The following is a 26,632-nucleotide window of genomic DNA, read 5'->3' on the forward strand; positions in this document are numbered from 1 at the left end:
TTATCTTTATATTGCCAAAAAATAAAACTATCATGCAGTCATGCTTAATAAAATTTGACTGCATAATTTAAAAAATTGCTCATTTATCAACTTTCAAATAATCTTAATATATTGCATAATTCTATTTATTAACATTTATATTGTTTAAGCAGTACCTCCTACTGTAATATTATTTAACTTAATGGTAGGCTGGCCTACACCAACTGGAATGCTTTGCCCATTTTTAACACATGTTCCAATTCCTGCATCCATTGATAAATCATTACCTACCATGGAAATTTCTTGCATTACATGACTTCCTGATCCAATTAACATTGCATTTTTTATAGAATTAACAATTTTTCCTTTTTTTACTAAATACGCTTCAGAAGCAGAAAAAACAAAATTACCTGAAGTAATATCAACTTGTCCACCACTAAAATTTAACGCATATACTCCATACTCTATACTATCAATAATGTCTTGAGGACTAGAACTTCCTGATAACATATACGTATTTGTCATTCTAGGATAAGGTAAATGAGCATATGATTCTCTTCTACCGTTTCCTGTAGAATTCACGCCCATTAAACGAGCATTAAATTTATCTTGAATATAATTTTTCAAAATTCCATTTTGTATCAATACGTTATGTTGACTCGGGATACCTTCATCATCAATAGTTAACGATCCTCTTTTGTCTTTGATAGTTCCATTGTCTACTATAGTACATAAAGTCGAAGCAACTTGATGTCCAATTCGATTAGAAAAAACTGATGTGCCTTGACGATTAAAATCTCCTTCTAATCCATGACCAACCGCTTCATGCAATAAAATTCCTGGCCAACCTGGACCCAACACTACAGGAAATGTACCAGAAGGAGCTTCCTTAGCAAATAAATTAACTAAAGCAATCCTTACTGCTTCTCTAGCATAATGTTCTATTAAGGACACACCAGAAATATAATTTTTTAGAAAAAATGTATATCCATCACGACCACCTCCTCCACTAAAACCATATTCACGTCTCCCTTTACTCTCTACTACAACATTAATTGAAAGACGCACTAAAGGGCGAATATCAGCTGCCAAACTACCATCTGTAGCAGCAATTAATATCTGATTATATTCACTATTTAAAGCAGCGTTCACTTTAACTACACGACGATCAATATCTCGAGCAATACAATTTATTTTATGAAGAATGTCCACTTTTTCTGCGGAATCAAAATCTATTAATGGATTACTTGAAGTATATAAAGATTTTCGTTTAATTATCAAAAAAGGTTGAATCCGAGTAAGACAATTTCTTTCTAAAATCTCACTTGCCAATTTTGCACTCTCCTTTAATGTATGTAGTGTAATATTGTTTGAGTAAGAAAAACCAGTGCTTTCTCCGGAAATAACTCTAACTCCAATACCTTGATTAAGATGAAATGCCCCTTCTTTGACAATATTATCTTCTAATATCCATGATTCATTATTAATAGATTGAAAATAAACATCAGAATAGTCTATTTTATTGTTCGAAATATCACTTAAAACTTCGAAAAGGTCTTGATGACCAATTTTATTTGAAGTCAACAAACGCTCAGTAACTAAATCCATAACCATTATAACTCACTTATTTTAAATATAATATCACTCATAAAATTAAAAAATTATCTTGTACAAATCATATTATGTTATTAATAAAAATTTTATTAATTTGCGTACATGAAAAACAATGTATTCCTAATAAACATATAATTAATAAAATCTGAGATCTTATAACAAAAATAAATACTTAAAAATTAAATAATAATTTATATTATTAATATCTTATTTTAAAAGAAAGTATTATCATTACAACAGTATAACTTTCAATACATTTCCAGAATTTAATTAAAATACACATATTATTTTTCAATAGATTATAATATAATTTAATAAACTTCTGTTGAAAAATTAGCAAATTAAATATATATAATAAATACACATTTAAAAATTTAATATTTTATATATGCCATCTTAGAGAACATTAAATGAAACATGCTTCTAATATTTTAGTAATCAATGGTCCTAATCTCAATCTTTTAGGAGAAAGAGAGCCACATATCTACGGAAATACTACATTAATTCAATTAATTTATAAACTAAACGAAAAAGGTAAACTATTAAACACAAAAATACACCACGTACAATCTAATTCAGAAAGTACTTTAATTAAAAAAATTCATAATTCCAGTAAAAAAATAGATTACATTATAATAAACGCAGGTGCTTTTACACATACTAGTATAGCATTACGTGATGCATTAATCAGTGTTAACATCCCATTTATAGAAGTACATATTTCTAATATTTATGCACGTGAAAGTTTTCGATCACATTCTTGGTTATCTGATGTTTCATCTGGAGTTATTTGCGGATTTGGATTAGATGGATATTTTTGGGCTTTAAAAACAGCAATAAAAAGAATAAAACAAAAAAAATAAAATGTCTTTTTAAAAAACATAGTACATAATACAATTTCTAGTTATTTTTAAAATTTGTAATATACTTAAAATATAATTAATAAAATAAATATAATATAGATCAATTTATTTTAAATTACAAAATAAAAACATAATTACATTCATAAATAAAACAAAACTAATAAATTGAATATACACACAAATAATTTATAAAATAAATCATTTTGTGTTAATCATAAAATGATCTATTTTGCTAAAACAAGATAATCAAAAATTCAATGTTTTAAATATAAAATATATTCTATAAAAATTATAAAATTTTAAATTATAATCATTTACTTTCATTAACATTTAACTCATTTAACAAATTTGCAATATCATTCGGAAAAACACTATCCCATTCCATCCATTGTCCTGTTATTGGATGTTTTAAACATAATTTACTCGCATGTAATGCTGGTCTAGGAAATTTTTTAATTATATTATATACTCCTAAAGTAATACTCTTACAGAACTTATGTTTATTTCTATACACGCTATCGCCTATTAACGGATGATTAATACTTAACATATGTACTCTTATTTGATGAGTTCTTCCTGTTTCTAATTTGATTCTTATATGTGTGCAACAAGATAAACGTTTTATGATTCTATAGTGCGTAATAGCTTTTCTTCCTAAAACATTAGTAGTCATAATAGTACGTTGCACAGGATGTCGCTTAATAGATCGACAAATAGTACCTCCTGAAATCATTCGACCATAAACTAATGCTTCGTATTGTCGAACAATTTTTCTGCATTTCATTAATTCAACTAAATTATTATAAGATATCAAATTCTTCGCAATAACCATCAATCCAGTAGTATTCTTATCTAATCTATGTATAATACCAGCACGAGGAACGTTTAAGAAAGTATTGCTTTTATATAATAAGGCATTCAGTAAAGTTCCATCTTTATGACCAGCTCCGGGGTGAACAACTAAATTTACTTGTTTATCAATAACTAAAATATCATTGTCTTCATAGACAACATTTAAAGGAATATTTTGAGGATTTTCAAAACCATTTTCACAATTAATTATATTAACAGTAATTTTATCTCCACATGACACTTTCATATTAGGATTATCACACATTCTATCATTAACACTAACTTGACAATTCAAAATCCATTTTTTAAAACAAGTTCGAGAATAATTGCAATACAACTGAGACAATACTTTGTCTAGTCGTATATTAGAAAAAAACGTATTTGGAACAATAATAGTAATAACATCATCCATACTGATCATAAAATATTCTTTTGAAAAACTGTATAAAACAAAATAACTAACTTTTGCATTATAACAAATTTTTTGAAAATAATTCATTGTAATAAAATTAAAATTATTAACTTTAAATTCTTGATTACCCTATAATTAAAAGTAGTAATTCGTATCAATAACAATATAAATATTTATTTTTTATTTTGCATATAAAAAGATAATTGTTTTTATAACATTAATTTACATATTATGAAATACTATTTAAATCAATACCTTTAATTAACGTCGACAATAAGATACTTCTATAATAAATTAAATTTTTAAAATAATAAAACGTTTCAATATACAAATTATTTTCATCACTCTTAACATTCTCAACTTATATTCAAATAAAAATGAAAAGAACCACTCAAGAAATAAAACAAATGTTTTTAGATTTTTTTAAAGAAAAAAAACACATTGTTCTTCCAGGAAGCTCTTTAGTTACATCACAAAATTCTTCACTGTTATTTACTAATGCTGGAATGAATCAATTTAAAGACATATTCTTAGAGAAAAATTGTAACTTCAAACATACTCGAGTAGTCACTATTCAAAATTGTCTACGTACAGGTGGAAAGCACAACGATTTTGAAAATGTAGGATATACATCAAAACATCATACATTCTTCGAAATGCTAGGAAACTTTAGTTTCGGAGATTATTTTAAAACAGAAGCGATTGCATATGCATGGGAATTTCTAACATCAAAAAAATGGTTACATTTATCTAAAGAAAAATTATGGATTACAGTTTATGAATATGATTTAGAATCATACAATATATGGAAAAACATCACTAATATACAAGAAACAAGAATCATAAAAATAGGAAACAAACAAAATAGTAAACATATTTCAGATAATTTTTGGCAAATGGGTAATACAGGTCCATGTGGGCCTTCTACAGAAATTTTTTATGATAAAGGAAATAAATTATTCGGAGAACCTCCTGGAATTAATGCAAATTGTGGAGAACGATTTGTTGAAATTTGGAATATTGTATTCATGCAATTCAATAAAATAAATAGTAGAAATATGATAAAGCTATCTCAATTTTCCGTAGATACAGGTATGGGATTAGAACGTATCTCAGCAATTATACAAAACGTAACATCTAATTATGAAATTGATTTATTTCAACCACTAGTAAATTTAATTGTCAAAATGAGTAATGCTCATAATTCAAACAATAAACATATATATGTCATTGCAGATCACATTCGATCTAGCTCTTTTATTATATCTGAAAACATTGTACCTTCTAATGAAAAACATGGTTACGTACTTAGAAGAATCATCAGACGAGCTATACGACATGGGTATTACATTGGAATAAAAGAACCATTTTTATATAAGCTTGTTCCTACTTTAATACAATCTATGGGGACACACGCACATATCTTAAAGAAAAAACAACAACAAATCGAAATCGTATTAAAACTAGAAGAAAAAAAATTTATTAACACTCTTGAAAAAGGACTAAAACTACTCGAAATAGAAATTCAAAAACTTGAAAACAACATTTTAAGTGGAAAAATAGTTTTTAAACTATATGATACATTTGGATTTCCTGTAGATTTAACTGCAGATATCTGTCGCGAAAAAAATATTACTATCAATCTCGAAGAATTCAAAAAAAGTATAGAACACCAAAAGAAACAAGCAAAAAACCAAAAATTTTATAAAAAACATAACATAAAAATTGATATACAAATAAATAGTGCCATACCATCTAATTTTATAGGATATAATACTACAGAAGCACAATCGTCTATTACTAACATTATCTGCAATAATATGCGTTGTAAACACATTTTACAAAATGAATTAGGAATATTAGTATTAAAAAACACTCCCTTCTATGCAGAATCGGGAGGTCAAATCGGTGACACCGGGATAATTAATCATACCAATGGAAAATTTATAGTATACGATACTAAAAAATATGGAAGTCATATTGGACATTTAGGAAAAGTGATATCAGGACAACTTAAAATAAATGATATAGTCACTGCAAAAATTGACTATGATCGAAGATCACTAATTCAAATTAATCATTCTGCTACTCATTTGTTACATTCGTCTTTAAGAAAAATTTTAGGAAATCATGTCTTTCAAAAAGGCTCATATATTACAAATAGTTTTTTAAGATTTGACTTTTCTCATTATTCTCCTATAAATTTTGATGATATAAAAAAAATTGAGCATATGATTAATACACAAATCAGTAACAATATTTTAATTACAACAAATATCATGGAGCTAAAGGAGGCAGAAAAACAGAACATCACTGCTCTATTTCAAGAAAAATATGATAAAACCGTTCGTGTTCTTTCAATCGATGCATTTTCAATCGAACTATGTGGAGGCACTCATACTAAAAGAACAGGCGATATCGGACTATTCAAAATAATTTCTGAAAAAAGCATATCATCTGGAATTAGAAGAATAGAAGCTGTAACTGGGAAAATAGCTTTATCTAGCATTCATAAAAAAGAACAAGAACTAAACGAAATTTCTACTATACTAAAAATAAAAAACAAAAATATTAAAAATAGTATTCAAAATTTATTACTAAGTAATAAAGAGCTAAAAAAAGAAGTAAACAAGATGCATGAAAAAGAAATAAACGAAATAGTCAATCAACTAAGTAAAAATTTTTTCTTAATCCAAAATGTCAAAGTCATTATACATATATTTAAAAAAAATAATTCTAAAAAATTAAAAAATATTATAGATAAACTAAAAAATAAGTTAGGATCAGTTATTATTATACTAATAAACATTGTTAATAATCATGCAACAATTGTTATAGGAATCACATCTACTTTATCAAAAAAAATTGCTGCTGATAAACTATTAAGTGTCCTTTTAAAAAATTTAGAAGGAAAAGGAGGAGGAAAAGCTTGTATAGCTGAAGGAGGAGCAAAAAATTTGATTTCTTTAGAAAACGAACTAATTAATATAAAAAAATGGATTAAATTAAACTTATAAAATATATAAATATTAAATATATACACTCATTTACTAGTATAATATTATAAAACTTGTATTTAGCCTAGTATTAGGCACAATGCCAACATTTTAGATAGATCAAAACTTTTTTAAAAGTTTTTTAAGGAAAATACATGCTTATTTTAACTCGTCGAGTGGGAGAAACACTCATAATCGGTGATGAGATATCTGTAACAGTATTAGGTGTAAAAGGAAATCAAGTACGTATTGGTATAAATGCTCCTAAAACAATTTCAGTACATCGTGAAGAAATATATCAAAGAATTCAAGCTGAAAAAAACAAAAAACCTAGTTGCTAGCACATAAATCAGCATCTTGCTATCTTTTTGCTAAAGCAAGATGCTACAAAATCAGTGATCTTACATTATATATCTTGAACTCAATTAAATGTCATTAAAATACTGCTATATAACAATACTAAGACATTTTTTTAAAATTACTATACAATATAAAATCAATATGATAACCTAAATTAAATAATATTATAAATTATGAAATATTATTTTAAAAATATTTTCAAAACTTAACGTAAAACCTTAGGTGAGATGGCCGAGCGGTTGAAGGCACTCCCCTGCTAAGGGAGTATGTAATAATATGCATCGAGGGTTCGAATCCCTCTCTCACCGTTTTTTTTATATTAGCATCCGTAGCTCAGTTGGATAGAGTACTCGGCTACGAACCGAGAGGTCGGAGGTTCAAATCCTCCCGGATGCATTTAAAATAAAAAATTTAAGCCTATCTATTAAAATTAAATCTATCTATTTTAAGTTGCATAAAAACCAATTCGTAAAATACTTATTAAAAATTTTTATAATTTATCCTTGAAAACATTTATATTTATTATAAAGAGGTCAATTTGATTCCGAAAATATTACATAAAATTAATTGGATAAAATCTAATCCAAATATTATTAAAAACATATTGAGAGGTATCGAACGTGAAACTTTACGGGTAAATTTAAATGGAGAAATTTCTGAAAATGATCATCCCCATTCTATAGGATCAGCTTTAACTCACAAATGGATTACAACTGATTTTTCTGAATCATTATTAGAATTTGTTACCCCTCCCACTAAAAACTCAAATTATTTATTAAAAATCTTACGAGACATTCATATATTTGTTAGCAAAAACATATATGAAGAATATTTATGGCCATTTAGTATTCCACCATGTATTAATTCTAAAAATTCTATAGTTTTAGCAAAATATGGAACTTCTAACATTGGAAAACTAAAAACACTTTATAGAACAGGATTAAAAAACAGATATGGCATATTAATGAATATTATCTCTGGAATTCACTATAATTTTTCATTACCTATTACATTTTGGAAACAATGGAAAAAACATAATAATATCACTACAAAAAACTTTATTTCTGATGGATACTTATGCTTAATTAGAAATTTTTATCGATTTGGATGGATTATTCCTTATCTATTTGGTTCGTCTCCAGCTATAGAACCATGCTTTATTAAAAATAAAAAAACTAATCTAAAATTTAGTAGTAAAAACGGAATTTTATATCTGCCATGGTCTACTTCCTTTAGGACTAGCAGTTTAGGTCATACCAACGAATCAATAAAAAATTTAAATCTTACATTCAATTCTTTAAATGATTATATATCATCACTTAAGTACGGAATCTACACACCATCTAAAAAATTTGAAAAATTAGGATTAATAGATCATCATGGAAATTTAAAACAAATCAATGCTAACATATTGCAAACAGAAAATGAATTATATACTTATATACGCCCTAAAATAACATTAATGTCTAACAATACTATATTAAATTCTTTAAAAAATAAAGGAATCCAATATGTAGAAATACGATCACTAGATATTAATCCTTTTTCATGTATAGGAATTGAACAAAATCAAATATTATTGTTAGATCTATTTTTAATTTGGTGCATTATTGCTGACTCTCCTAAAATGACAAATAAAGAGCTTCAACATTACTCTAAGAATTGGGAGATAATCAGCCTAAAAGGTAGAAAGCCCAAACAAAAAATATACATTAATGTACATAACCAAAAAGAAACAATAGAATCAGTAGGAAAATACTTAATAGAAAATCTTTTTTATATAGCAGAAATTTTAGATTATACATCAACAGACAATCAATATCAAAATACATGCCAAAAAATATTTACATATTTTAATTACACGAATTTAACTTACTCTGCAAGGATTTTAAACGAATGTATAAACGATAATATAAAAAATGTTGGCATGAAACTAGCTATACAAAACAAAATAAAACTACAAAAAACAAGACCAAAAATATTAAATAATAACGACTTTATTAACGAAACGTATCGCTCTCATCTAATGCAAAAAAAAATAGAAATTGATGAACAATTACGCTATAAAAAATAAAAGCATTTTATTTTTTAAAAATCGTATTTATCAATATAAATTGAAATAAATTTATTAAAACAATATGTCTAATAAAATAAGATAAAATATACTATTATTGTTAAAACTCATACAATGTTAATTAAAACATTACTTATATTAGTTTCTTTTTTAATTACGTTATCTTCAGAAGAACATAAAATATATAAAGATAATTATAGAAATTTCTATCAAACCAAATTAATTGCACAAAAAATTAATGCTAATATACCGAGTTCTTTTTACTGTGGGTGTAAAATATTATGGACGAAAAAAAAAGGTATTCCACAATTAAAATCATGCGGTTATAAAATTAGAAAAAATATGAATCGAGCCACACGAATAGAATGGGAACATGTAGTTCCAGCATGGCAATTTGGACATTTAAAATACTGTTGGAAAGCAGGAGGAAGGAAAAATTGTACTCATGACGTTAATTATATAAAAATAGAAACAGATCTACACAACTTACAACCTGTTATTGGAGAAATTAATGCAGATCGCAGCAATTTTATGTATGGACAACTAAATAAAAAAATAAAGAGTCAATACGGAGATTGTTCAATGAAAATAGATTTCAAAAACAAAATAGCTGAACCACCTAATATATCTAAAGGAAGCATTGCCAGAACCTACTTTTATATGAATGCGACCTATAAGCTAAATATATCCAAACAACAAATGAATTTATTTAAATCGTGGGATAAAAAATATCCTATTAGTAAATGGGAATGTAAAAGAGACGAACTAATTTTTAAAATTCAAGGAAATCATAATCCTTATGTACATTTTTATTGTAGTAAACAAATAAAAAAATAACAAACTATATTTATGTTTCACAAAATAATCATTAATACGTATTGTAATATAAAACATTATATTATATAAAAATTTTATTTTAATTATATGAAATTTTTATACTATCATAGAAAATAAAATTCATTTATTATACTTAATACTAAATAATATATATAAAAATATAATATTTAAATACAACATCCTAATTAAATCTAAAATACACAATTACCATAATTATTTTTAACGAAATAAAACATTAAAAAATTTGTACTAAATAACTCTATCAACATAATTGAAATATAAATTGTTCTACTAAAAAAATTCAAAACAATCATCATTTCCATAATTTATTAGGAGTAATAATCAAAGGAAGAGGATTTTCCCAAGAAAAGGGAAAAATATTATCTACTAATTGAAAATCATAAGCTAAACCAATTGGAAGAAAACCTTTTTTTTTCCAATTGGTTAAAATTCTATCATAAAATCCTCCACCCATTCCTAAACGATAAAGATACTTGTCAAAAGATACCAGTGGAACAAAAATAATATCCATGTTATTACAATAAAAAACAGCTTCTTTAACAATTATTGGTTCAAAAATATTGAATATATTTAATTTTAAACACGTAGTAGGAAGATACTGAGCGAATAATAACAATTTATAAAAATAAGAATCAATTATAGGTAAAAAAACATTATATTTTCTTTCCCATAATTTTAAAATTAATGTACGAGTATCAATTTCTCCATCAAAAGAATAAAAAACAGCAATATTTTTAGCAAAACGAAGAAAATTACAACTAAAAACAAGATTAGTCATACTTGTTGCTAAAATTTGTTTCTCTTGTAATTTTACTTTTTTTCTTAATTTCCTAAAATACATTCTTTGAATATAACGATTTATAAATAACATATTTATACATTCTTGCAATAAATCAATAAAACTACTTTATATATTTTAAGAAACATGATATAACATCAAAATGTTTTAGTCATTTTTAATTTTTTTAAACATGCAATCATTTTATTTGATCTCAAAATAATTTCTTGAACTTTTAATTTTTCATTTTCTAATTCATAAGACATATTTAATGCTGTCACAAATACTAGCTGCTCTGTATTAGAAACTCCAGTTTTAATTTTCAAATCTTGTAATCTCTTGTTCAAACAATTAGCTGCATGTTTCAAATCTTTACTTAACTCATTAGGACAATTAACCTTTAATAATCTACCAAAAAGTTTTATATCTATATATTGAACCGACATTTTATTTATATTACCCAATACAACAAATAATTAAAACATTACGATAAATTTTATATGCTTATATATTCATAAATAATACATATAAAATAGTCCTAATAATGCACATATTAATTTAGTAAAAAATTAATTTCAAAAACATATAATAATATTTTATAATGAATATATTACATAAAAACTAAAATATAAATAAACGTTTTAATATTTTATACTGAAAATCATGTAACTTAATCAATCTTATTATATACTAGTTTCTTTTCTCATTTCTATTACACCTGATTGTTTACTAATTAAAGCAATATCTGCTGTACGAGTTGCAAATAATCCTACACTCACTACTCCAGGAAAAGAATTTATTTTTGTTTCCATTTTAACTGGATTTAATATTTTGAAGTCATAAACGTCTACAATTATATTCCCATTATCTGTAATAACATTTTTCCTAACTTTCGGACTGCCTCCTAATTTTACTAATTCATTAAATATATAAGAAACAGCCATAGGTATAATTTCAACAGGCAAGGGGAATGTTCCTAATACTTTTACTAACTTTGATTCATCTGCAATACAAATAAAAGTTTTTGCTACAGAAGCTATAATTTTTTCTTTCGTTAATGCAGCACCTCCTCCTTTGATCATCTGTAATTTAGAATTAATCTCATCTGCGCTATCTATATATAGCATTAATGACTGTACATCACTTAAATTATAAACAGGAATCCCATATTTTTGTAAAAATAATGTAGATGAAACAGAACTAGATACCACTCCAAGAACTAGATGCTTAGTAAAACTTAACGCTTCAATGAAATATGATACAGTAGAACCTGTACCAACACCAATAATAGTACCAGGACGAATATAGTCTAAAACAGCCGTTGCAACAGATTTTTTTAATTCATTGGAGTTCATAATAAAATAAAACCTATACCAAAAACCTTATACTTTATAATTAATTTATTTACTTTAAATTTTTATAACTTTTATGCTATATCAATTAAAATGAGATATACAACTAAATAAATATATTTTTGTACTATCTTTTGATGATAAAAAATACATAAAAATTAAATTTTTCATTACTTGTCTGGGGTACCTGGATTTGAACCAGGGATGCCGGTATCAAAAACCGGTGCCTTACCACTTGGCTATACCCCAAAATATAAATGCTTTTTATTCTAAAATAATACGGAAGACGAGACTCGAACTCGTAAACCTAAAGGTGCCAGATCCTAAATCTGGTGCGTCTACCAATTTCGCCACTTCCGCATTTTTAAAAATCTTAGTTCCATAAAAATTAGCTACGACAGGAATTGAACCTGTGACCTCAGCGTTATGAGTGCTGTGCTCTATCCAACTGAGCTACGTAGCCAAAATGCAAAATTGACTTATATTTTAAATTATGCTGTGTTATACTGACAATGTCAACAGTGATTCTTGAAAAATTATAACCATAAAACAGAACATTTCGAAATAAAAAAATTATTAATGTCCATTATAATGAAATCATACGTAATGGAAAGCTTATCTGTTATATTTTTGACAGCTTTCTTAATCACTTTATATAAATATCTATAAGAAATAAAATGAGCAATAAAAATAAAAAAACATATAATTTTATCCAAAAAATAATTTATAACGATTTAATTAACAAAAAGATAAAAAATGTTAAAACACGATTTCCTCCTGAGCCAAATGGGTATCTTCACATAGGACATGCAAAATCTATATTTTTAAACTTCTACTTAGCTCAAAAATTTAAAGGAACATTTAATCTACGTTTTGACGATACTAATCCTAATAAAGAAAACATAAAGTATATTGAAAATATTGTAAAAGATATAAAATGGTTAAAATGCACATGGAACAAAAAAATTTTTTACACATCTTCTTATTTTACAATCATGTATAAATACGCTAAAGAACTAATCATGAAAGGACTAGCTTATGTTGATCAATTAAATAAAACAGAAATACGAACGTATAGAGGCACGCTGACCTCTCCTGGAGTTGATAGTCCATATCGAACACAAACTATTGAAGAAAACTTGTTTTTGTTTGAAAAAATGAAAAATGGATATTTTTCTGAAGGAAACGCATGTCTTAGAGCAAAAATTGATATGAAATCATCATCAATTATTATGAGAGATCCTGTATTATATCGAGTTCTGTTTGTTGAACATCATCAAACTAAAAAAAAATGGTGCATATATCCTACATATGACTTCGCCCACTGCATTTCTGACTCTATAGAAAAAATAACACATTCTATATGCACATTAGAATTTCAAGATAATAGAAAGCTATACGAATGGATTTTGAATAACATCAATGTTACTTTTCGTGCTCGTCAATATGAATTTTCCAGATTAAAACTAGAATATTCTGTATTATCTAAAAGAAAATTACAACTCTTAATAACTCATAACATCGTGAACGGATGGGATGATCCAAGAATGCCTACAATTTCTGGATTAAAAAGACGAGGATATACACCTTCTTCTATAAAAGAATTTTGTAAAAAAATTGGGGTCACAAAACAAGAAAATATAATAGAACTATCACTACTAGAATCTTGTATTCGTAGTGAACTAAATTTAAATGCTTTCCGATATATGGCAATCATTAATCCAATACAAATATATATTCAAAATTTATCTGATGATCATTACGAAATTTTAACAATTCCTAATCATCCAAGCATCGATAAACTAGGAACACACAAATCAGTTTTTAGTAACAAAATATACATAGATCGTTTTGATTTCTGCGAAAATAACACTGTTATGCCAATTAAAAAATTAATAATTGGAAATGAAATTAGATTACGACACGCTTATACTATTTGTGCTAAAAAAATTGTAAAAGACATTAATAATAATGTCATTAAAATTATTTGTACTTATGACAAAAATACACTTGGAAAAAATCCTATTAATAAAAAAATATCAGGAGTCATCCATTGGATTTCTGAAAAAAATATAATACCAGCACAATTTAATTTATATGACAAATTATTCTTATTAAAAGATCCTGAATCAGAAACAGATCTTTTAAAACATGTTAATAATAACTCATTAATTATTAAACAAGGATTTGTAGAAGCAGATATATTAAACAATATTTCCAAACATACATATCAATTTGAAAGGGAGGGATATTTTTGTATTGATAAGAGTTACCATGTGACTAATAATTTAATATTCAATAGAATTGTGCCCTTAAAAGACAAAAAAAAGAACACTAATATAACACAAATTATTTAACAACTTTATATTTTTAAAATTCTAAATCATTGAATAAAAAGTAATAAATCATGTTATAAATTAAATTATTTTGCATTTACAAATAAAATTTAGTTTCAAAACATATCTAAACATTATTTAATCAATTTAACTAATTTTTATTAATAAAATGTTAAATAAAACTTATACATTAAATTTACATATTTTAAGTAAATATTACTCGCAAAATAATTAATATTATTAATTGTTAAAAATCAATAAAATTTGTTTTAAGAAGTGAATTCTAAATACAATCCCACTCAAATAACAAAACTTAATGGTAGCCTTAAAATAGCTATATCATTATTTGATTTTTAATAATCTTATTTAACATTTCATTCAAATTTTGGTTAGATATGACAACACATTATGTTTTTATAACCGGGGGTGTAGTATCATCTCTTGGAAAAGGTATCACAACAGCATCTTTAGCTGCAATTCTTGAAGCACGAAATCTTAATGTAACTGTTATAAAATTAGACCCATACATCAACGTAGATCCAGGTACCATAAGTCCAACACAACATGGAGAAGTATTTGTAACCGAAGACGGTGCAGAAACAGACTTAGATTTAGGACATTATGAAAGATTCATTCGAAATAAAATGACTCGTTATAACAATTTTACTACGGGAAGCATTTACTCTGAAGTACTAAAAAAAGAAAGAAAAGGAGAATATCTAGGTGCTACTATTCAAGTTATTCCTCATATTACTAATACTATCAAAAATAGAATTCTTTCATGTTCTAAAAACAAAGACATTATTTTCGTTGAAATTGGAGGAACAGTAGGAGATATAGAATCTTTACCTTTTTTAGAAGCTATTCGTCAAATGGCAGTAGACGTAGGAAAAGAAAATACCATATACATTCATCTAACTTTAGTACCTTATATATCTACTACAGGAGAAATAAAAACTAAACCTACTCAACATTCAGTTAAAGAACTACTATCAATTGGAATACAACCAGACATACTAATTTGTCGTTCAAAAAAAACAATTTCAATTAATGAACGCAAAAAAATTGCTCTCTTCTGTAACGTGTCAAAAAAATCAGTAATTTCATTACAAGACGTTAAATCTATTTATACCATTCCAAAACTACTCAACATTCAAAAAGTAGACAACTTAATTTGTAAATATTTTAAACTACAAGCTCCTCGAGCTGACCTATCAGAATGGGACCAAGTCGTACATAATGAATTTAATTCTAAAACAACAGTAACCATTGGAATTATTGGAAAATACGTTGAATTGCCAGATGCTTATAAATCTGTTATGGAAGCATTAAAACATGGCGGAATAAAAAATAAAACAATTATTAACATAAAATTGATCAATGCTAAAAGAGTTAACAAATCAAATATTAATATGTTAGATCATCTTCATGGAATTCTAATACCTGGTGGATTTGGAAAAACAGGAATAAACGGAAAAATAATATCTGCAAAATATGCCAGAGAAAATAATGTCCCATTCTTCGGAATTTGTCTAGGAATGCAAATTGCATTAATAGAATTTGCTAGAAACGTGGTAGGTCTAAAAGAAGCCGATTCTACAGAATTTACACCACAATGTAAATATCCTGTAATTTCTCTGATACAAGAACAAAAAAGAAAATTAGAAAGTAGTATAAAAAAAAGAAATATAAAATATTTAGGAGGAACAATGAGACTAGGAAGCCAAATATGTTATTTAAAAAAAAATAGTTTATCACAAAAATTGTACGGAACTAATACCATATCAGAACGACATAGACATCGATATGAAGTAAATAATTATTTTTTAAAAAAAATAGAACAACATGGATTATCTGTCACAGGATTTTCCGAAAATAATAAATTAGTAGAAATAATTGAACTTTCCAAACACTCATGGTTTCTTGCTTGTCAATTTCATCCAGAATTTACGTCAACACCCAGAGATGGACATCCATTATTTTCTAGTTTTATTAAAGCAGCTTTAAAACACAAAAAAAAATATAATATTGATCTTTAAACTAAAAAATATATCACAAATTTAAAAAATATTAATATAATAGGAAAATTATGTCTAAAATTAAGAAAATAATTGCAAGAGAAATAATAGATTCTAGAGGATATCCAACTGTTGAAGCTGAAGTGCATTTAGAAGGAGGATTCATTGGATTGGCATCATCACCTTCTGGATCTTCAACAGGTTCTAAAGAAGCATTAGAACTACGCGACAACGACAAATCACGTTTTTTCGGAAAAGGAGTCACTAAATCTGTTAAATTAATTAATAAAGTCATATCTAAAGAACTAATACATAAAGATGCTAGCGACCAAACAGCCATTGACAATATTATGATCCAGTTAGACGGAACAAGTAACAAATCTAAATTAGGATCAAATACTATTTTGTCTGTTTCATTAGCAACAGCAAAAGCTGTAGCAGTTTATAAAGGTATACCATTATATCAATACATTTCTGAATTAAACAGAACTTTAGAACCGTTTACTATGCCTATTCCAATGATAAATGTCATTAATGGGGGGAAACATGCAAATAATAATATAGACATACAAGAATTTATGATACAACCAATCAGTGCTCATACAATCAAAGAAGCAATTCGAATGGGATCAGAAATATTTCATATGTTAGGAATCATTTTAAAAAAAAACAATCTAAGTACAGCTGTTGGAGACGAAGGTGGATATGCTCCTAATTTAAAATCTAACGAATCAGCATTAATAATCATTAAAAAAGCTGTTGAAGCTTCAGGATATAAACTAGGAAAAGATATTACTTTTGCTTTAGATTGTGCAGCCTCTGAACTTTATAATAAAAACACAAAAAAATATACATTAATTGGAGAAAATACAAGTTTTACATCACAAGAATTTACCCATTATTTAGAACGTTTAACAGAAAAATATCCTATTACTTCTATAGAAGATGGGCAAGATGAATCAGATTGGAATGGTTTTTTTTACCAAACAAAAATATTAGGTAAGAAAATTCAATTAGTTGGTGACGATTTATTTGTAACTAATACCAAACTATTGGAAAAAGGAATAAAACAAGGAATAGCAAATTCTATTTTGATTAAATTAAATCAGATTGGTACTTTAAGTGAAACATTAAAAACTATAAACATGGCAAAAAAAGCCAACTACTCTACAATAATTTCGCATCGCTCAGGAGAAACAGAAGATACTTTTATATCTGATTTATCGGTAGGAACTGCCGCTAATCAAATTAAAACTGGATCTATGAGTAGATCTGAACGTACGTCTAAATACAATCAATTAATAAGAATAGAAGAAAATTTAAAAAATAAAGATGCATTTAAAAAATAATAAATGAAAATTATTTCTATCTAATAATTGTTTTATTTTAACAAATAGCAGGAACAACTTATGCCAAGATATAAATTTATGCCTGCTATTTGCTATATATTAACCATATATCTGAATAATCATTTCTATCCAAATTCTAAAAAACGTCGTTATTATTTTAGTTCTTAAAATATATTACTTAAGTTTATATTTTTTTAAAATACTTTTTTATTATAATATTAAGAATATCATTTAATTTTATCTAAATTTTTATAAAAATAAAATATATAAAATACAACTTTAGAATTAATCTAAACATGAATCACAATTTTTTAAAACAATCTAACATAACAATAGATTCGCATGCTATACCTTCTTTCCTTCCAATAAATCCCAATCGTTCAGTAGTAGTAAACTTAATACTTACATCGTCTATTGAACAAGTAAGATCCATAGCAATATTTTCCCTCATTTTGTTTCTATAAATTGCCATCTTTGGACTTTGTGCAATAACTGTCATATCAATATTAGATATAATATATTCTTCTATCGTAATTATTCTCCATATTTTTCTTAGTAAAATCCTACTACTAATATTTTCATATTTTTTATTAGCATCAGAAAATATTGATCCGATATCCCCCATCGCAGTAGCTCCCATTAATGCATCAATAACAGCATGTATTAAAACATCACCATCAGAATATGCAATTACACCACACGTATGAGGAATAATTACTCCTCCGATAACCAATGGTTTTTTCCCACCAAATGCATGAACATCAAAACCATGTCCAATTTTCATGAATTTTTTCTCTTACAAAAATTTTTTCCTAAATAAAAACTAACAAAAGAAATGTCTTCTGGATAAGTGACTTTAATATTACTGCTACTACCTCTTATCAACTGTGGATAATATCCACAATGCTCCATAGCTGATGCTTCGTCAGTTACATTTATCCCTTCATTCATCGCCTTTCTTAAACAAGCTAATAACAACTTTATAGGAAAACATTGAGGAGTCAAAGCATTCCATAACTGATAACGATTAATAGTACTAATTACATTATGATTATCTTTACTATATTTAATAGTATTGTTTACTGGAGTAGCTAATATTCCACCAATTTTACTAGTATTTGTTAAAGATATGATCTTATTCAAATCATTATAATTTAAACATGGTCTCACAGCATCATGAATTATTACCCATTTTACATCATTAATTACTAATAAACCGGATAATACAGAACGAACACGAAGATTTCCTCCAATAACATAAAATATTCGAGGATGAGATGAGATAGATAATTTATGAAAAAAAATATCCTTTTTATTCAAAACAATAATTATTCTTTTTATACTAGAATGCGCTAATAAAAACTTTATGCTATGTTCAAGAATAGTACATCCTCTTATTTTTATATATTGTTTAGGTATATTAGATAACATCCTACTACCGATTCCAGCAGCAGGAACAATAGCAACAATTTTAGAATATACACAACTAAAAGTATTCATAAAATATCACTTATAAATCATTCCTAATATATTTATTTAATATTATTAAAGTCATGATTAATTATAATTCTATAAAAAATTTCGTTTGTTTTAATCATTCCTAAATTACTTCTTGCGTATTCTTCTATTAATTCATTACTAGTATTCCAAAGTTTAATTTCTGATGATAGTTTTATATTACGCTCTGTAAGATAAAAAATATCCAATTTTATCTGAGACACTCTCTTATGCAATGTTATATACTTAAATAAACCATCTCTTCCTAAAAACAAATTAACTTGTAGTAAGAGTAATAATACTAATAATCCTATTTTAACAAATATCATATATGTTCTAAACATATTATTAAAAACAAAAAACATAAATTATTTTTACTAAATTATCTACTTTACAACTTATATTAAAAATAAATAATACATCCTATAAACTATTAAAATCTATTTTATTAATTATCATAGGTTAAAATTATTAAAACAGTTTTATATAGCTAAATGAATAAACGAAATTTTAAATTCTTCAACTAATATGTTAATAAAATAAAACATTAAAATTATTTTTTCTTGTCATTTCATACGCATTTTAATATACAAACTAAATGCTTAAAATACTAGTTAAATTATAAAACATTTATCATATCCATAAAAACTTTTTGAAAATATGCAATAAGCGCGTGTTTGATACGTGTTCATTAAAAATAGACTTTATAAAATTATCTATGATATTCACCCATATCAATACAATAAAAAAAAGTATAAAGCCAGCTATAAAATATTATAGCATACAATTTATTTGCTATATATGATTAATATCATAGTATAAAGATAACAAAAGTGATGTTAATACACGATATATAAACTAAATCATTTATATTTTTCAATAATCCAAAATTAAAACGTTACTAATTTCATACTAATTTATTATTTAATTAACACTAAATATTATACAAATGATAAAATATTTTATCATTTGTATAATATTTAAACATATAATAATTAAAATCAATAGCTTGAGAAATTTAAAACTACTAATTTAATTGCAAAATGTTTACATGTTACTTTAAATTTTATAAAATTTTAATTAATATGTACAACTATTTTATAACACTTAACAAGTAAAACATATTTAAATAAATGCTAATTTTAAATAATATTTTAAATATGAAATCTTGCTATACCATCACTAAATCTTACAATATAAGAATTTATTATAACAATTTTTAGATATTTATTTTTATATTAACAACTATTTTTAATTTATAAAGCTCGAAACGTTACATAAATATAAAACAAATTTAAATGACACTAATATTTTCAAATTATATTGATTACATTACTTTTATTTAATACTACATTTTTTATTAAAATTTTAAAATATTCTTCAAATCACTACATTAAAACAATAAATACCTTAAATAACATGATTTGTATTCATTTTATCAAAAATATTGTCATTGTTAAATTAAAAAAACAAAACCTTTTACTGTTAACAAATCGTAAAAACTTATGCATTAATCTTAAAAATCTACGTTAACTATAATTAACAATATTAAATATCAAATAAAACAATTAGTCTCTATATATTTTTCTCATATATCCTACGATGTCTCTCCATATATATGTTTTGCTATCTAAACTAATGATACTAAACACAAAACATTATCTCAATATAACGTTTCCACTTCTTTCTATTAAAAATATATGATTATATCTTTAAAAATATTATTTAACTAACTATTTTAATTTTTTAAAATCATGTTATTATTTGTTCATTTAAAATTAATTATATAAATTCATCATTTTTTTAAAAACAAAATATTTTTTTATTGAAAGAAAAACATGGTGTCTTCCAAGAAAATAATACATGTAAAATAACCAAAAATTACCTTTAAAATACATATAGTATTCTTTAAAACGCTTATAAATCTTGATACATAAATTATAAAAAATATTTTTCAATAATAATGTTTTTATTTTTATAAGTTTACATGTCTTTTTTAAAAATAATTCATAAGATATCTCTAAAAATAACCTCTTATAAATTAAAAATCAATTAAAAACTCTAATCTCATTGCATATTAGATAACTCTAAAATATAGAAAAAATAAATTTAAAATTTAACTATTTCTATGAAACATATTACTATCATTTTTTAATACATTTCAAATTGTAAGATAGTATACAGTAATATTAAAATGTTTTCTTAATAGAACCACAATATCTAAAATTAATAAAATATTTTCTACTTGTTCTTTATTAATGAATCAACTATATAAAATTTGTTACTATAAAACATTTAAACATTGCTATAACAATTTTATAAAAATATTGTTTAGTATTAAAAACGATAACAACAAAATTTTTGTACTCGTACATTAGTTAAAAGTAAAAAATATCCATATTTTATCAAATTTTTAAAAACTAACAAATGTTGCATTAAAGCTCAAAAACTCATTATTTATATAACTATTGTACATTAATTATTAATTGTAATTTGTACTAAAACAATCTCTGAACATGTTATGTGCACACTAAAATAATTACATCAATTTTCATTTTTACTAAAATAAAGTATAAAACTTAACAAAACAAGAAAACACCAAATTACTGTATCTTTATCATATATACCATAATGATAATACTTCAATGTTATATCATCTAATTTTAATGAAAAACTAAATAAATCACCTTATGCATTATTTTAATTAAATAAATTTAATAAAAAATTTTTTCATTAATAAAATATTACTAATATTTTATTAATTTTATCTTTATTAATTTAATGTACACTATATCAAAACCATTTAAAATAAATGCTTTTCAAATTTTAAAACGCATAAACTTTATGCAAATCATTTAAATTTAAATAAAATTATATAAACATCATATATTTACATGTAAATTTGTTCTAATTAAACTAACTTTAAAATAATTCATAATGAACTAAAATACTTAAAATAAAATATGAAAATTTTAAAAAATTAAAACCATTACTCACATACAAGTCTACATAATGACTATTCTATCACTTAATAGGAATAAAAATTCAATTATTTTATATGAATTGATAATTAAATCTAACTAATCTTTAACACGTTTAAACGATATGTCCTGTTCATTTTTTTAAGATTACTACTACTACACGTTATTTACAATACACTAAAATTTTAAAATCTATTAAACTTAATTTAGAACCATATTCTATTAAAATCTTTTTTTAATTATTTTCCTAAGAAACCAAAAAACCAGTATCTTAATGTAATAAAAGAACCTTACATAGCTTGTACTATGTTATAATCACACAAATTTAATTCACAATATAACATCATTTACCCATACATATAAACTATATTGTAAATTATAAATAAAATTTTAAAAATTGAATTCCAGCATACTCTACATCTAATTACTATCTTTCTAAAATAAAAATTTAAAATAACATATCTAGATCTTCTATTTATATAATAAATCAATTCTAATATACTATTTTCTACTTTTTTCTGATACAAATTCAATGTATTTTATCTAAGACAATTGCTGTGAAAAACGTTCTTAATTGCTAAATTAATTAATTTATAGTAACACATTTTTATATCTATTTGTTCACATGTTATTGTAGATCCCATAAAATTTATCATCTTTTTTAAACAATCATTTAAAAGCTATTATGAAATACCATAACTATTAGAATACCTAATTCAAAAACTATTCTATTTTAGCAACAATAATATTTGAAAACTTAGAAATTCATTTAGCATTGTCATAAAAAAGTCCATAAAAATCATTTATACTATAAAAAAAATATTTTAAAATAATTTGACTATATTGATAAAATACTATTTTATTGTTTTAAGTATCACTCAATATTAACTTTTTTAATCTAAACAATCTATTTAGTTAAAAAATAGATCCATACAATAAAAAAATCATTTATACATAAAACATATTGTATTATTCATTTATTCTTAATAATACATAATAATTTCTCATTATTACAAAATTTCCAAAAACATATCATTTTTTCTAAAGAATACGTTATGATAGAATCATGTAAGATGTACTAAATAGCAAAAATTAAATAAAAATATGAAAAAAATTTTAATCATTTTTATGCTGATATTATTTGGATTTCATAATGTCGATGCACAAATGATACAAGAAAAAAAATATAGCATTCTAAATAAAAAAATCACCAACGCTCCTCAAATAATAGAATTTTTTTCTTTCTTATGTCCACACTGTTATGCATTAGAAAAAAAATATAATCTTGACAAGCATATAAAAAAACAAATATCTAGTTCTATTAAAATTATAAAATATCACGTCAATTTTTTAGGGGGAGAACTAGGAAGTTTGTTAACCCATATATGGGAAATGTCAAAAATAGTAAAATTGGAAAAAAAAATTTTAATGCCAATCTTTGAAAAAGTACAACAAACGAAATCTATTACTAACTTTTATACTTTAAAAAATGAATTTTTAAAACTAACAAAAATGAACAGAAAAGAATTTAATTTTCTTTGGAATTCCTTCGTCACAAAATCTATGTTATATAATCAAAATATTGTTCAAAATACTATAAATCTAAAATATGTACCTTCTATATTTATTAATGGAAAATATTCTATAAATAGTGAAAATATGAATCATAAATCACCAGAAATTCTCATTAAAGAATACATATGTATCATAAAATTCTTACTGAAAAAAAATTAACATAACAACTTTAAATTAAATAGTTAATCACAAATTTTTTATTACTTAAACTTAATTTAACATATTACGTTGATATTAAAAGAACCATAATGTATCTTATAAAAATATACTTTATAATTTATTTCCACTCTTATATGAATTTTAATAAAAAAACTATCAATTACCTGTTAATCGATGGAACATCATACCTCTATCAATCATATTATTCTTTTTCATCATTCAGTAATAAAGATGGTATACCATCAGGAGCTATATATGGTGTAATAAACATGCTAAAAATGTTGTTTTTAAAATATCCTAATACACAAATAATTATTATATTTGATACTCCAAACAAAACTTTTAGACATACGTTGTTTCAATCCTATAAAGCTAATAGACCAATTATGCCAAAAAATTTACAAATGCAAATCAAACCATTATACAAAGCTATAAATATGATGGGTTTTCCAATCGTAACAATACCCCTCTTTGAAGCAGATGATGTTATAGGAACATTAGCATACGAAGCTCATAAAAATAACAAATTTACATTAATTTGTACTAATGATAAAGATCTAGCACAATTAGTTAACATCAATACTAATATATTAGAAAAAAAATCTCACAAAATCTTAGGAAAAATGGAAATAAAAAAAAAATATGGAGTAATACCAAAACTAATTCCTGATCTATTTGGATTAATGGGAGACACATCAGACAATATTCCAGGCGTACCAAAAATAGGAAAAAAAACGGCACTACTGTTATTAGAAAATTTTGGATCTCTAAAAAAAATATATAAAAATATTGATAAAATATCTAAGTGTTCATTTAGAAATGCTAAAAATATAGCTAAAACACTGTTAATCAACCAAGATTTAGCGTTTCTTTCAAAAGATCTTGCTACAATAATAACTAATATTCCAATGGAAAAATCTATAAATGATTTAACAATGTCTAAACCATCCATAAAAAAATTATCATGTTTTTTTAAATACTATGGATTTTATCACTGGCTTGAATTACTAAAATCAGGAACATGGCTAATAAATACAAATCATTCTAAAGTATAAATTTCATATATATTTTGCTCATATAGTATAAACAAAATTGTTGAAAGTAAATAAAAAAAATGTATTCAAAATACACATCCAATATCCATTTATTTCTTTTACTCTATAAATAAAATAATTTAAAAAATTCTATGTCGATCTCAGAAATAAGCCTTCTAAAAAACTCCAATAATATTCTATTTAATTATCATTAAGATTATACAATATATACAATAAAATAATTAATACAACTTCTATTAATACTATAACATTATTTTATTTAAAAGATTTTGAAAAATAACAATATTAATAAAAACTATTTTAGTACTTAAAACTAATTACACAATTTCTTTTTAGATACATGCAATAATATTACTTATTAAAATAAAAATATAATTATATGTTTGTATATTATATTTTAAATAATATGTTAAAAAATTGATGTTATTATAAAATATCAAGAACAAACAAATTAAAAATTTTACTTATATAAAAAGATAACATTGTGATAAACATACAAGATAAACATAAAATGTTCATAAACACTAATTCATATCAAACATGTAGTGTCCATACTAAGTTTTACACATATGTTAAAAAATACAAAAAAATCTATAGACAAGCTTCAAAAAGTATTCAAATATTATACAAAATTATAATATAAATTAATATTTCAATTAAAATTTTAATGTAAATTCAAAAAATTTTTCAAACTTATAAAAAATAATATTAAAATAAAAAATAAATCAATAAAATTTACGCTTAAAAATAAAAATATATGAAAAAATATCAAAAAATTTGAAATTTTTCTAAAAATACCATTTAAAAATTAATTGAAATAAATTGAATTAGAACTCTAAATAATTATACTATTTTACATATCCAATTCCCTATTTTATCTCTTAAACTATTCATTTCTATCGATTTTAATGAAGAAAATAATTCTACCTGTATATTATGAGATAAAACTAATTGATTATTTTTCATAATATGCAATTGCTCTTTTCGTTTTTCAAAACTTACTTTATCAGATTTATTCAACAAAATGAACATTGGGATGTGACGTAACTTTGCTAAATTAATTACTGTTTCATCTAAATTCTTAATAGAACATCGAATGTCTATTAGCATAACTAACCCTTTTAAACATTTTCGAAGCTTTAAATATTGAAATACTATGTGCTTTAACTGCAACCTAATACTTTCAGGAACTCGTGCATAACCGTAACCAGGTAAATCTACTAATCGAACTTTAGAGGAAACTTTAAAAATATTAATTGATTGTGTTCTTCCTGGAACCTTACTAATTCTAGCTAATTTTTTTTGATTAGTTAAAACATTAATTAATGTAGATTTTCCAGAATTAGAATACCCTACAAAAGCAATTTCAGATCCGAAATCAGATTTTTCTTTTTTTATATCAATTATACTTTTTTCAAAAATAGCAAGATTATAATTATTTTTGTTCAAAATAAATTCCCAACAATATATCACAAATATGTTTACTACTTTATCAATGACTATATAAAATATTATCTTTTTATA

At 24.2% G+C, this 26,632-nt stretch carries 18 protein-coding genes, 5 tRNA genes and 1 pseudogene; 12 read left to right on the forward strand and 12 right to left on the reverse strand.

The window, feature by feature from the left end; translation table 11 throughout:
• Positions 1 to 144 precede the first annotated feature (144 nt).
• Positions 145 to 1,593 (reverse strand): metalloprotease TldD, encoded by a 1,449-nt coding sequence (tldD, locus tag U0T58_01855; protein ID XBC42145.1) that lies wholly within the window; start codon positions 1,591 to 1,593, stop codon positions 145 to 147.
• A gap of 410 nt (positions 1,594 to 2,003) precedes the next feature.
• Here tldD and aroQ point away from each other — a divergent pair, with 410 nt between their 5' ends.
• Positions 2,004 to 2,456 (forward strand): type II 3-dehydroquinate dehydratase, encoded by a 453-nt coding sequence (gene aroQ, locus U0T58_01860; protein ID XBC42146.1) that lies wholly within the window; start codon positions 2,004 to 2,006, stop codon positions 2,454 to 2,456.
• 310 nt (positions 2,457 to 2,766) lie between these two features.
• On the opposite strand, the gene rluD is transcribed toward aroQ, so the two are convergent.
• The gene (rluD, locus tag U0T58_01865) at positions 2,767 to 3,720 is read right to left on the reverse strand and encodes a 23S rRNA pseudouridine(1911/1915/1917) synthase RluD (protein XBC42551.1); all 954 of its coding nucleotides are present in this window, start codon (positions 3,718 to 3,720) and stop codon (positions 2,767 to 2,769) included.
• 377 nt (positions 3,721 to 4,097) lie between these two features.
• Between rluD and alaS the strand changes: the two genes are divergently transcribed.
• The 6 genes and pseudogenes from alaS to U0T58_01895 all read left to right on the forward strand — a co-directional run bounded on the left by alaS (position 4,098) and on the right by U0T58_01895 (position 9,987).
• On the forward strand, positions 4,098 to 6,737 hold the full coding sequence (alaS, locus tag U0T58_01870) for an alanine--tRNA ligase (protein ID XBC42147.1): 2,640 nt from the start codon (positions 4,098 to 4,100) through the stop codon (positions 6,735 to 6,737).
• A 134-nt stretch (positions 6,738 to 6,871) separates the two neighbouring features.
• A complete protein-coding gene (gene csrA / locus U0T58_01875) occupies positions 6,872 to 7,057 on the forward strand; it encodes a carbon storage regulator CsrA (GenBank protein ID XBC42148.1) in 186 nt (61 codons plus the stop codon).
• 240 nt (positions 7,058 to 7,297) lie between these two features.
• Positions 7,298 to 7,384 (forward strand) — tRNA-Ser (locus tag U0T58_01880).
• Between the two features lie 14 nt (positions 7,385 to 7,398).
• Positions 7,399 to 7,472: transfer RNA gene (locus U0T58_01885), tRNA-Arg, on the forward strand.
• 142 nt (positions 7,473 to 7,614) lie between these two features.
• Complete coding sequence (gene gshA, locus U0T58_01890) at positions 7,615 to 9,150, forward strand: glutamate--cysteine ligase (GenBank protein XBC42149.1); 1,536 nt, start codon at positions 7,615 to 7,617, stop codon at positions 9,148 to 9,150.
• Between the two features lie 201 nt (positions 9,151 to 9,351).
• A pseudogene (locus U0T58_01895) lies at positions 9,352 to 9,987 on the forward strand (endonuclease).
• A 313-nt stretch (positions 9,988 to 10,300) separates the two neighbouring features.
• Here U0T58_01895 and U0T58_01900 read toward each other — a convergent pair.
• The 6 genes from U0T58_01900 to U0T58_01925 form a co-directional block, all read right to left on the reverse strand.
• Positions 10,301 to 10,879, reverse strand: coding sequence for a 5-formyltetrahydrofolate cyclo-ligase (locus U0T58_01900; protein XBC42150.1), 579 nt, complete (start codon positions 10,877 to 10,879; stop codon positions 10,301 to 10,303).
• 65 nt (positions 10,880 to 10,944) lie between these two features.
• On the reverse strand, positions 10,945 to 11,232 hold the full coding sequence (gene zapA, locus U0T58_01905) for a cell division protein ZapA (protein XBC42151.1): 288 nt from the start codon (positions 11,230 to 11,232) through the stop codon (positions 10,945 to 10,947).
• Between the two features lie 237 nt (positions 11,233 to 11,469).
• Positions 11,470 to 12,141: a ribose-5-phosphate isomerase RpiA gene (gene rpiA, locus U0T58_01910; GenBank protein XBC42152.1), complete on the reverse strand. Its 672-nt coding sequence runs from the start codon at positions 12,139 to 12,141 to the stop codon at positions 11,470 to 11,472.
• Positions 12,142 to 12,316: 175 nt separating this feature from the next.
• Positions 12,317 to 12,387: transfer RNA gene (locus U0T58_01915), tRNA-Gln, on the reverse strand.
• Between the two features lie 29 nt (positions 12,388 to 12,416).
• Positions 12,417 to 12,498: transfer RNA gene (locus U0T58_01920), tRNA-Leu, on the reverse strand.
• 29 nt (positions 12,499 to 12,527) lie between these two features.
• Positions 12,528 to 12,601 (reverse strand) — tRNA-Met (locus U0T58_01925).
• Positions 12,602 to 12,815: 214 nt separating this feature from the next.
• Here U0T58_01925 and glnS point away from each other — a divergent pair.
• The 3 genes from glnS (at position 12,816) to eno (ending at position 17,841) form a co-directional block, all read left to right on the forward strand.
• Positions 12,816 to 14,495 carry a glutamine--tRNA ligase gene (gene glnS, locus U0T58_01930; GenBank protein XBC42153.1) on the forward strand — a complete coding sequence of 560 codons (1,680 nt, stop codon included), beginning with the start codon at positions 12,816 to 12,818 and terminating at the stop codon, positions 14,493 to 14,495.
• Positions 14,496 to 14,869: 374 nt separating this feature from the next.
• Entirely contained in the window at positions 14,870 to 16,513 is a 1,644-nt protein-coding gene (locus tag U0T58_01935; protein ID XBC42154.1) for a CTP synthase, read from the forward strand.
• Between the two features lie 50 nt (positions 16,514 to 16,563).
• Complete coding sequence (gene eno, locus U0T58_01940; protein ID XBC42155.1) at positions 16,564 to 17,841, forward strand: phosphopyruvate hydratase; 1,278 nt, start codon at positions 16,564 to 16,566, stop codon at positions 17,839 to 17,841.
• Between the two features lie 301 nt (positions 17,842 to 18,142).
• On the opposite strand, the gene ispF is transcribed toward eno, so the two are convergent.
• The 3 genes from ispF to U0T58_01955 are packed head-to-tail and all read right to left on the reverse strand — an operon-like array spanning position 18,143 to position 19,667.
• Positions 18,143 to 18,625, reverse strand: a complete 483-nt coding sequence (gene ispF / locus U0T58_01945) for a 2-C-methyl-D-erythritol 2,4-cyclodiphosphate synthase (protein ID XBC42156.1) — start codon at positions 18,623 to 18,625, stop codon at positions 18,143 to 18,145.
• Complete coding sequence (gene ispD / locus U0T58_01950; protein ID XBC42157.1) at positions 18,622 to 19,341, reverse strand: 2-C-methyl-D-erythritol 4-phosphate cytidylyltransferase; 720 nt, start codon at positions 19,339 to 19,341, stop codon at positions 18,622 to 18,624. The genes ispF and ispD overlap by 4 nt, the downstream gene beginning before the upstream one ends.
• Positions 19,342 to 19,373: 32 nt before the next feature.
• Positions 19,374 to 19,667, reverse strand: a complete 294-nt coding sequence (locus U0T58_01955) for a septum formation initiator family protein (protein ID XBC42158.1) — start codon at positions 19,665 to 19,667, stop codon at positions 19,374 to 19,376.
• A 3,756-nt stretch (positions 19,668 to 23,423) separates the two neighbouring features.
• Here U0T58_01955 and U0T58_01960 point away from each other — a divergent pair.
• Positions 23,424 to 24,053 (forward strand): DsbA family protein, encoded by a 630-nt coding sequence (locus tag U0T58_01960; protein XBC42159.1) that lies wholly within the window; start codon positions 23,424 to 23,426, stop codon positions 24,051 to 24,053.
• Between the two features lie 134 nt (positions 24,054 to 24,187).
• Entirely contained in the window at positions 24,188 to 25,108 is a 921-nt protein-coding gene (locus U0T58_01965) for a 5'-3' exonuclease H3TH domain-containing protein (GenBank protein ID XBC42160.1), read from the forward strand.
• An 843-nt stretch (positions 25,109 to 25,951) separates the two neighbouring features.
• On the opposite strand, the gene yihA is transcribed toward U0T58_01965, so the two are convergent.
• Positions 25,952 to 26,557: a ribosome biogenesis GTP-binding protein YihA/YsxC gene (yihA, locus tag U0T58_01970; GenBank protein XBC42161.1), complete on the reverse strand. Its 606-nt coding sequence runs from the start codon at positions 26,555 to 26,557 to the stop codon at positions 25,952 to 25,954.
• Positions 26,558 to 26,632 lie beyond the last annotated feature (75 nt).

The sequence above is a fragment of the Buchnera aphidicola (Meitanaphis elongallis) genome (assembly GCA_039830015.1).
Taxonomy (GTDB): Bacteria; Pseudomonadota; Gammaproteobacteria; order Enterobacterales; family Enterobacteriaceae; genus Buchnera_B; species Buchnera_B aphidicola_AU.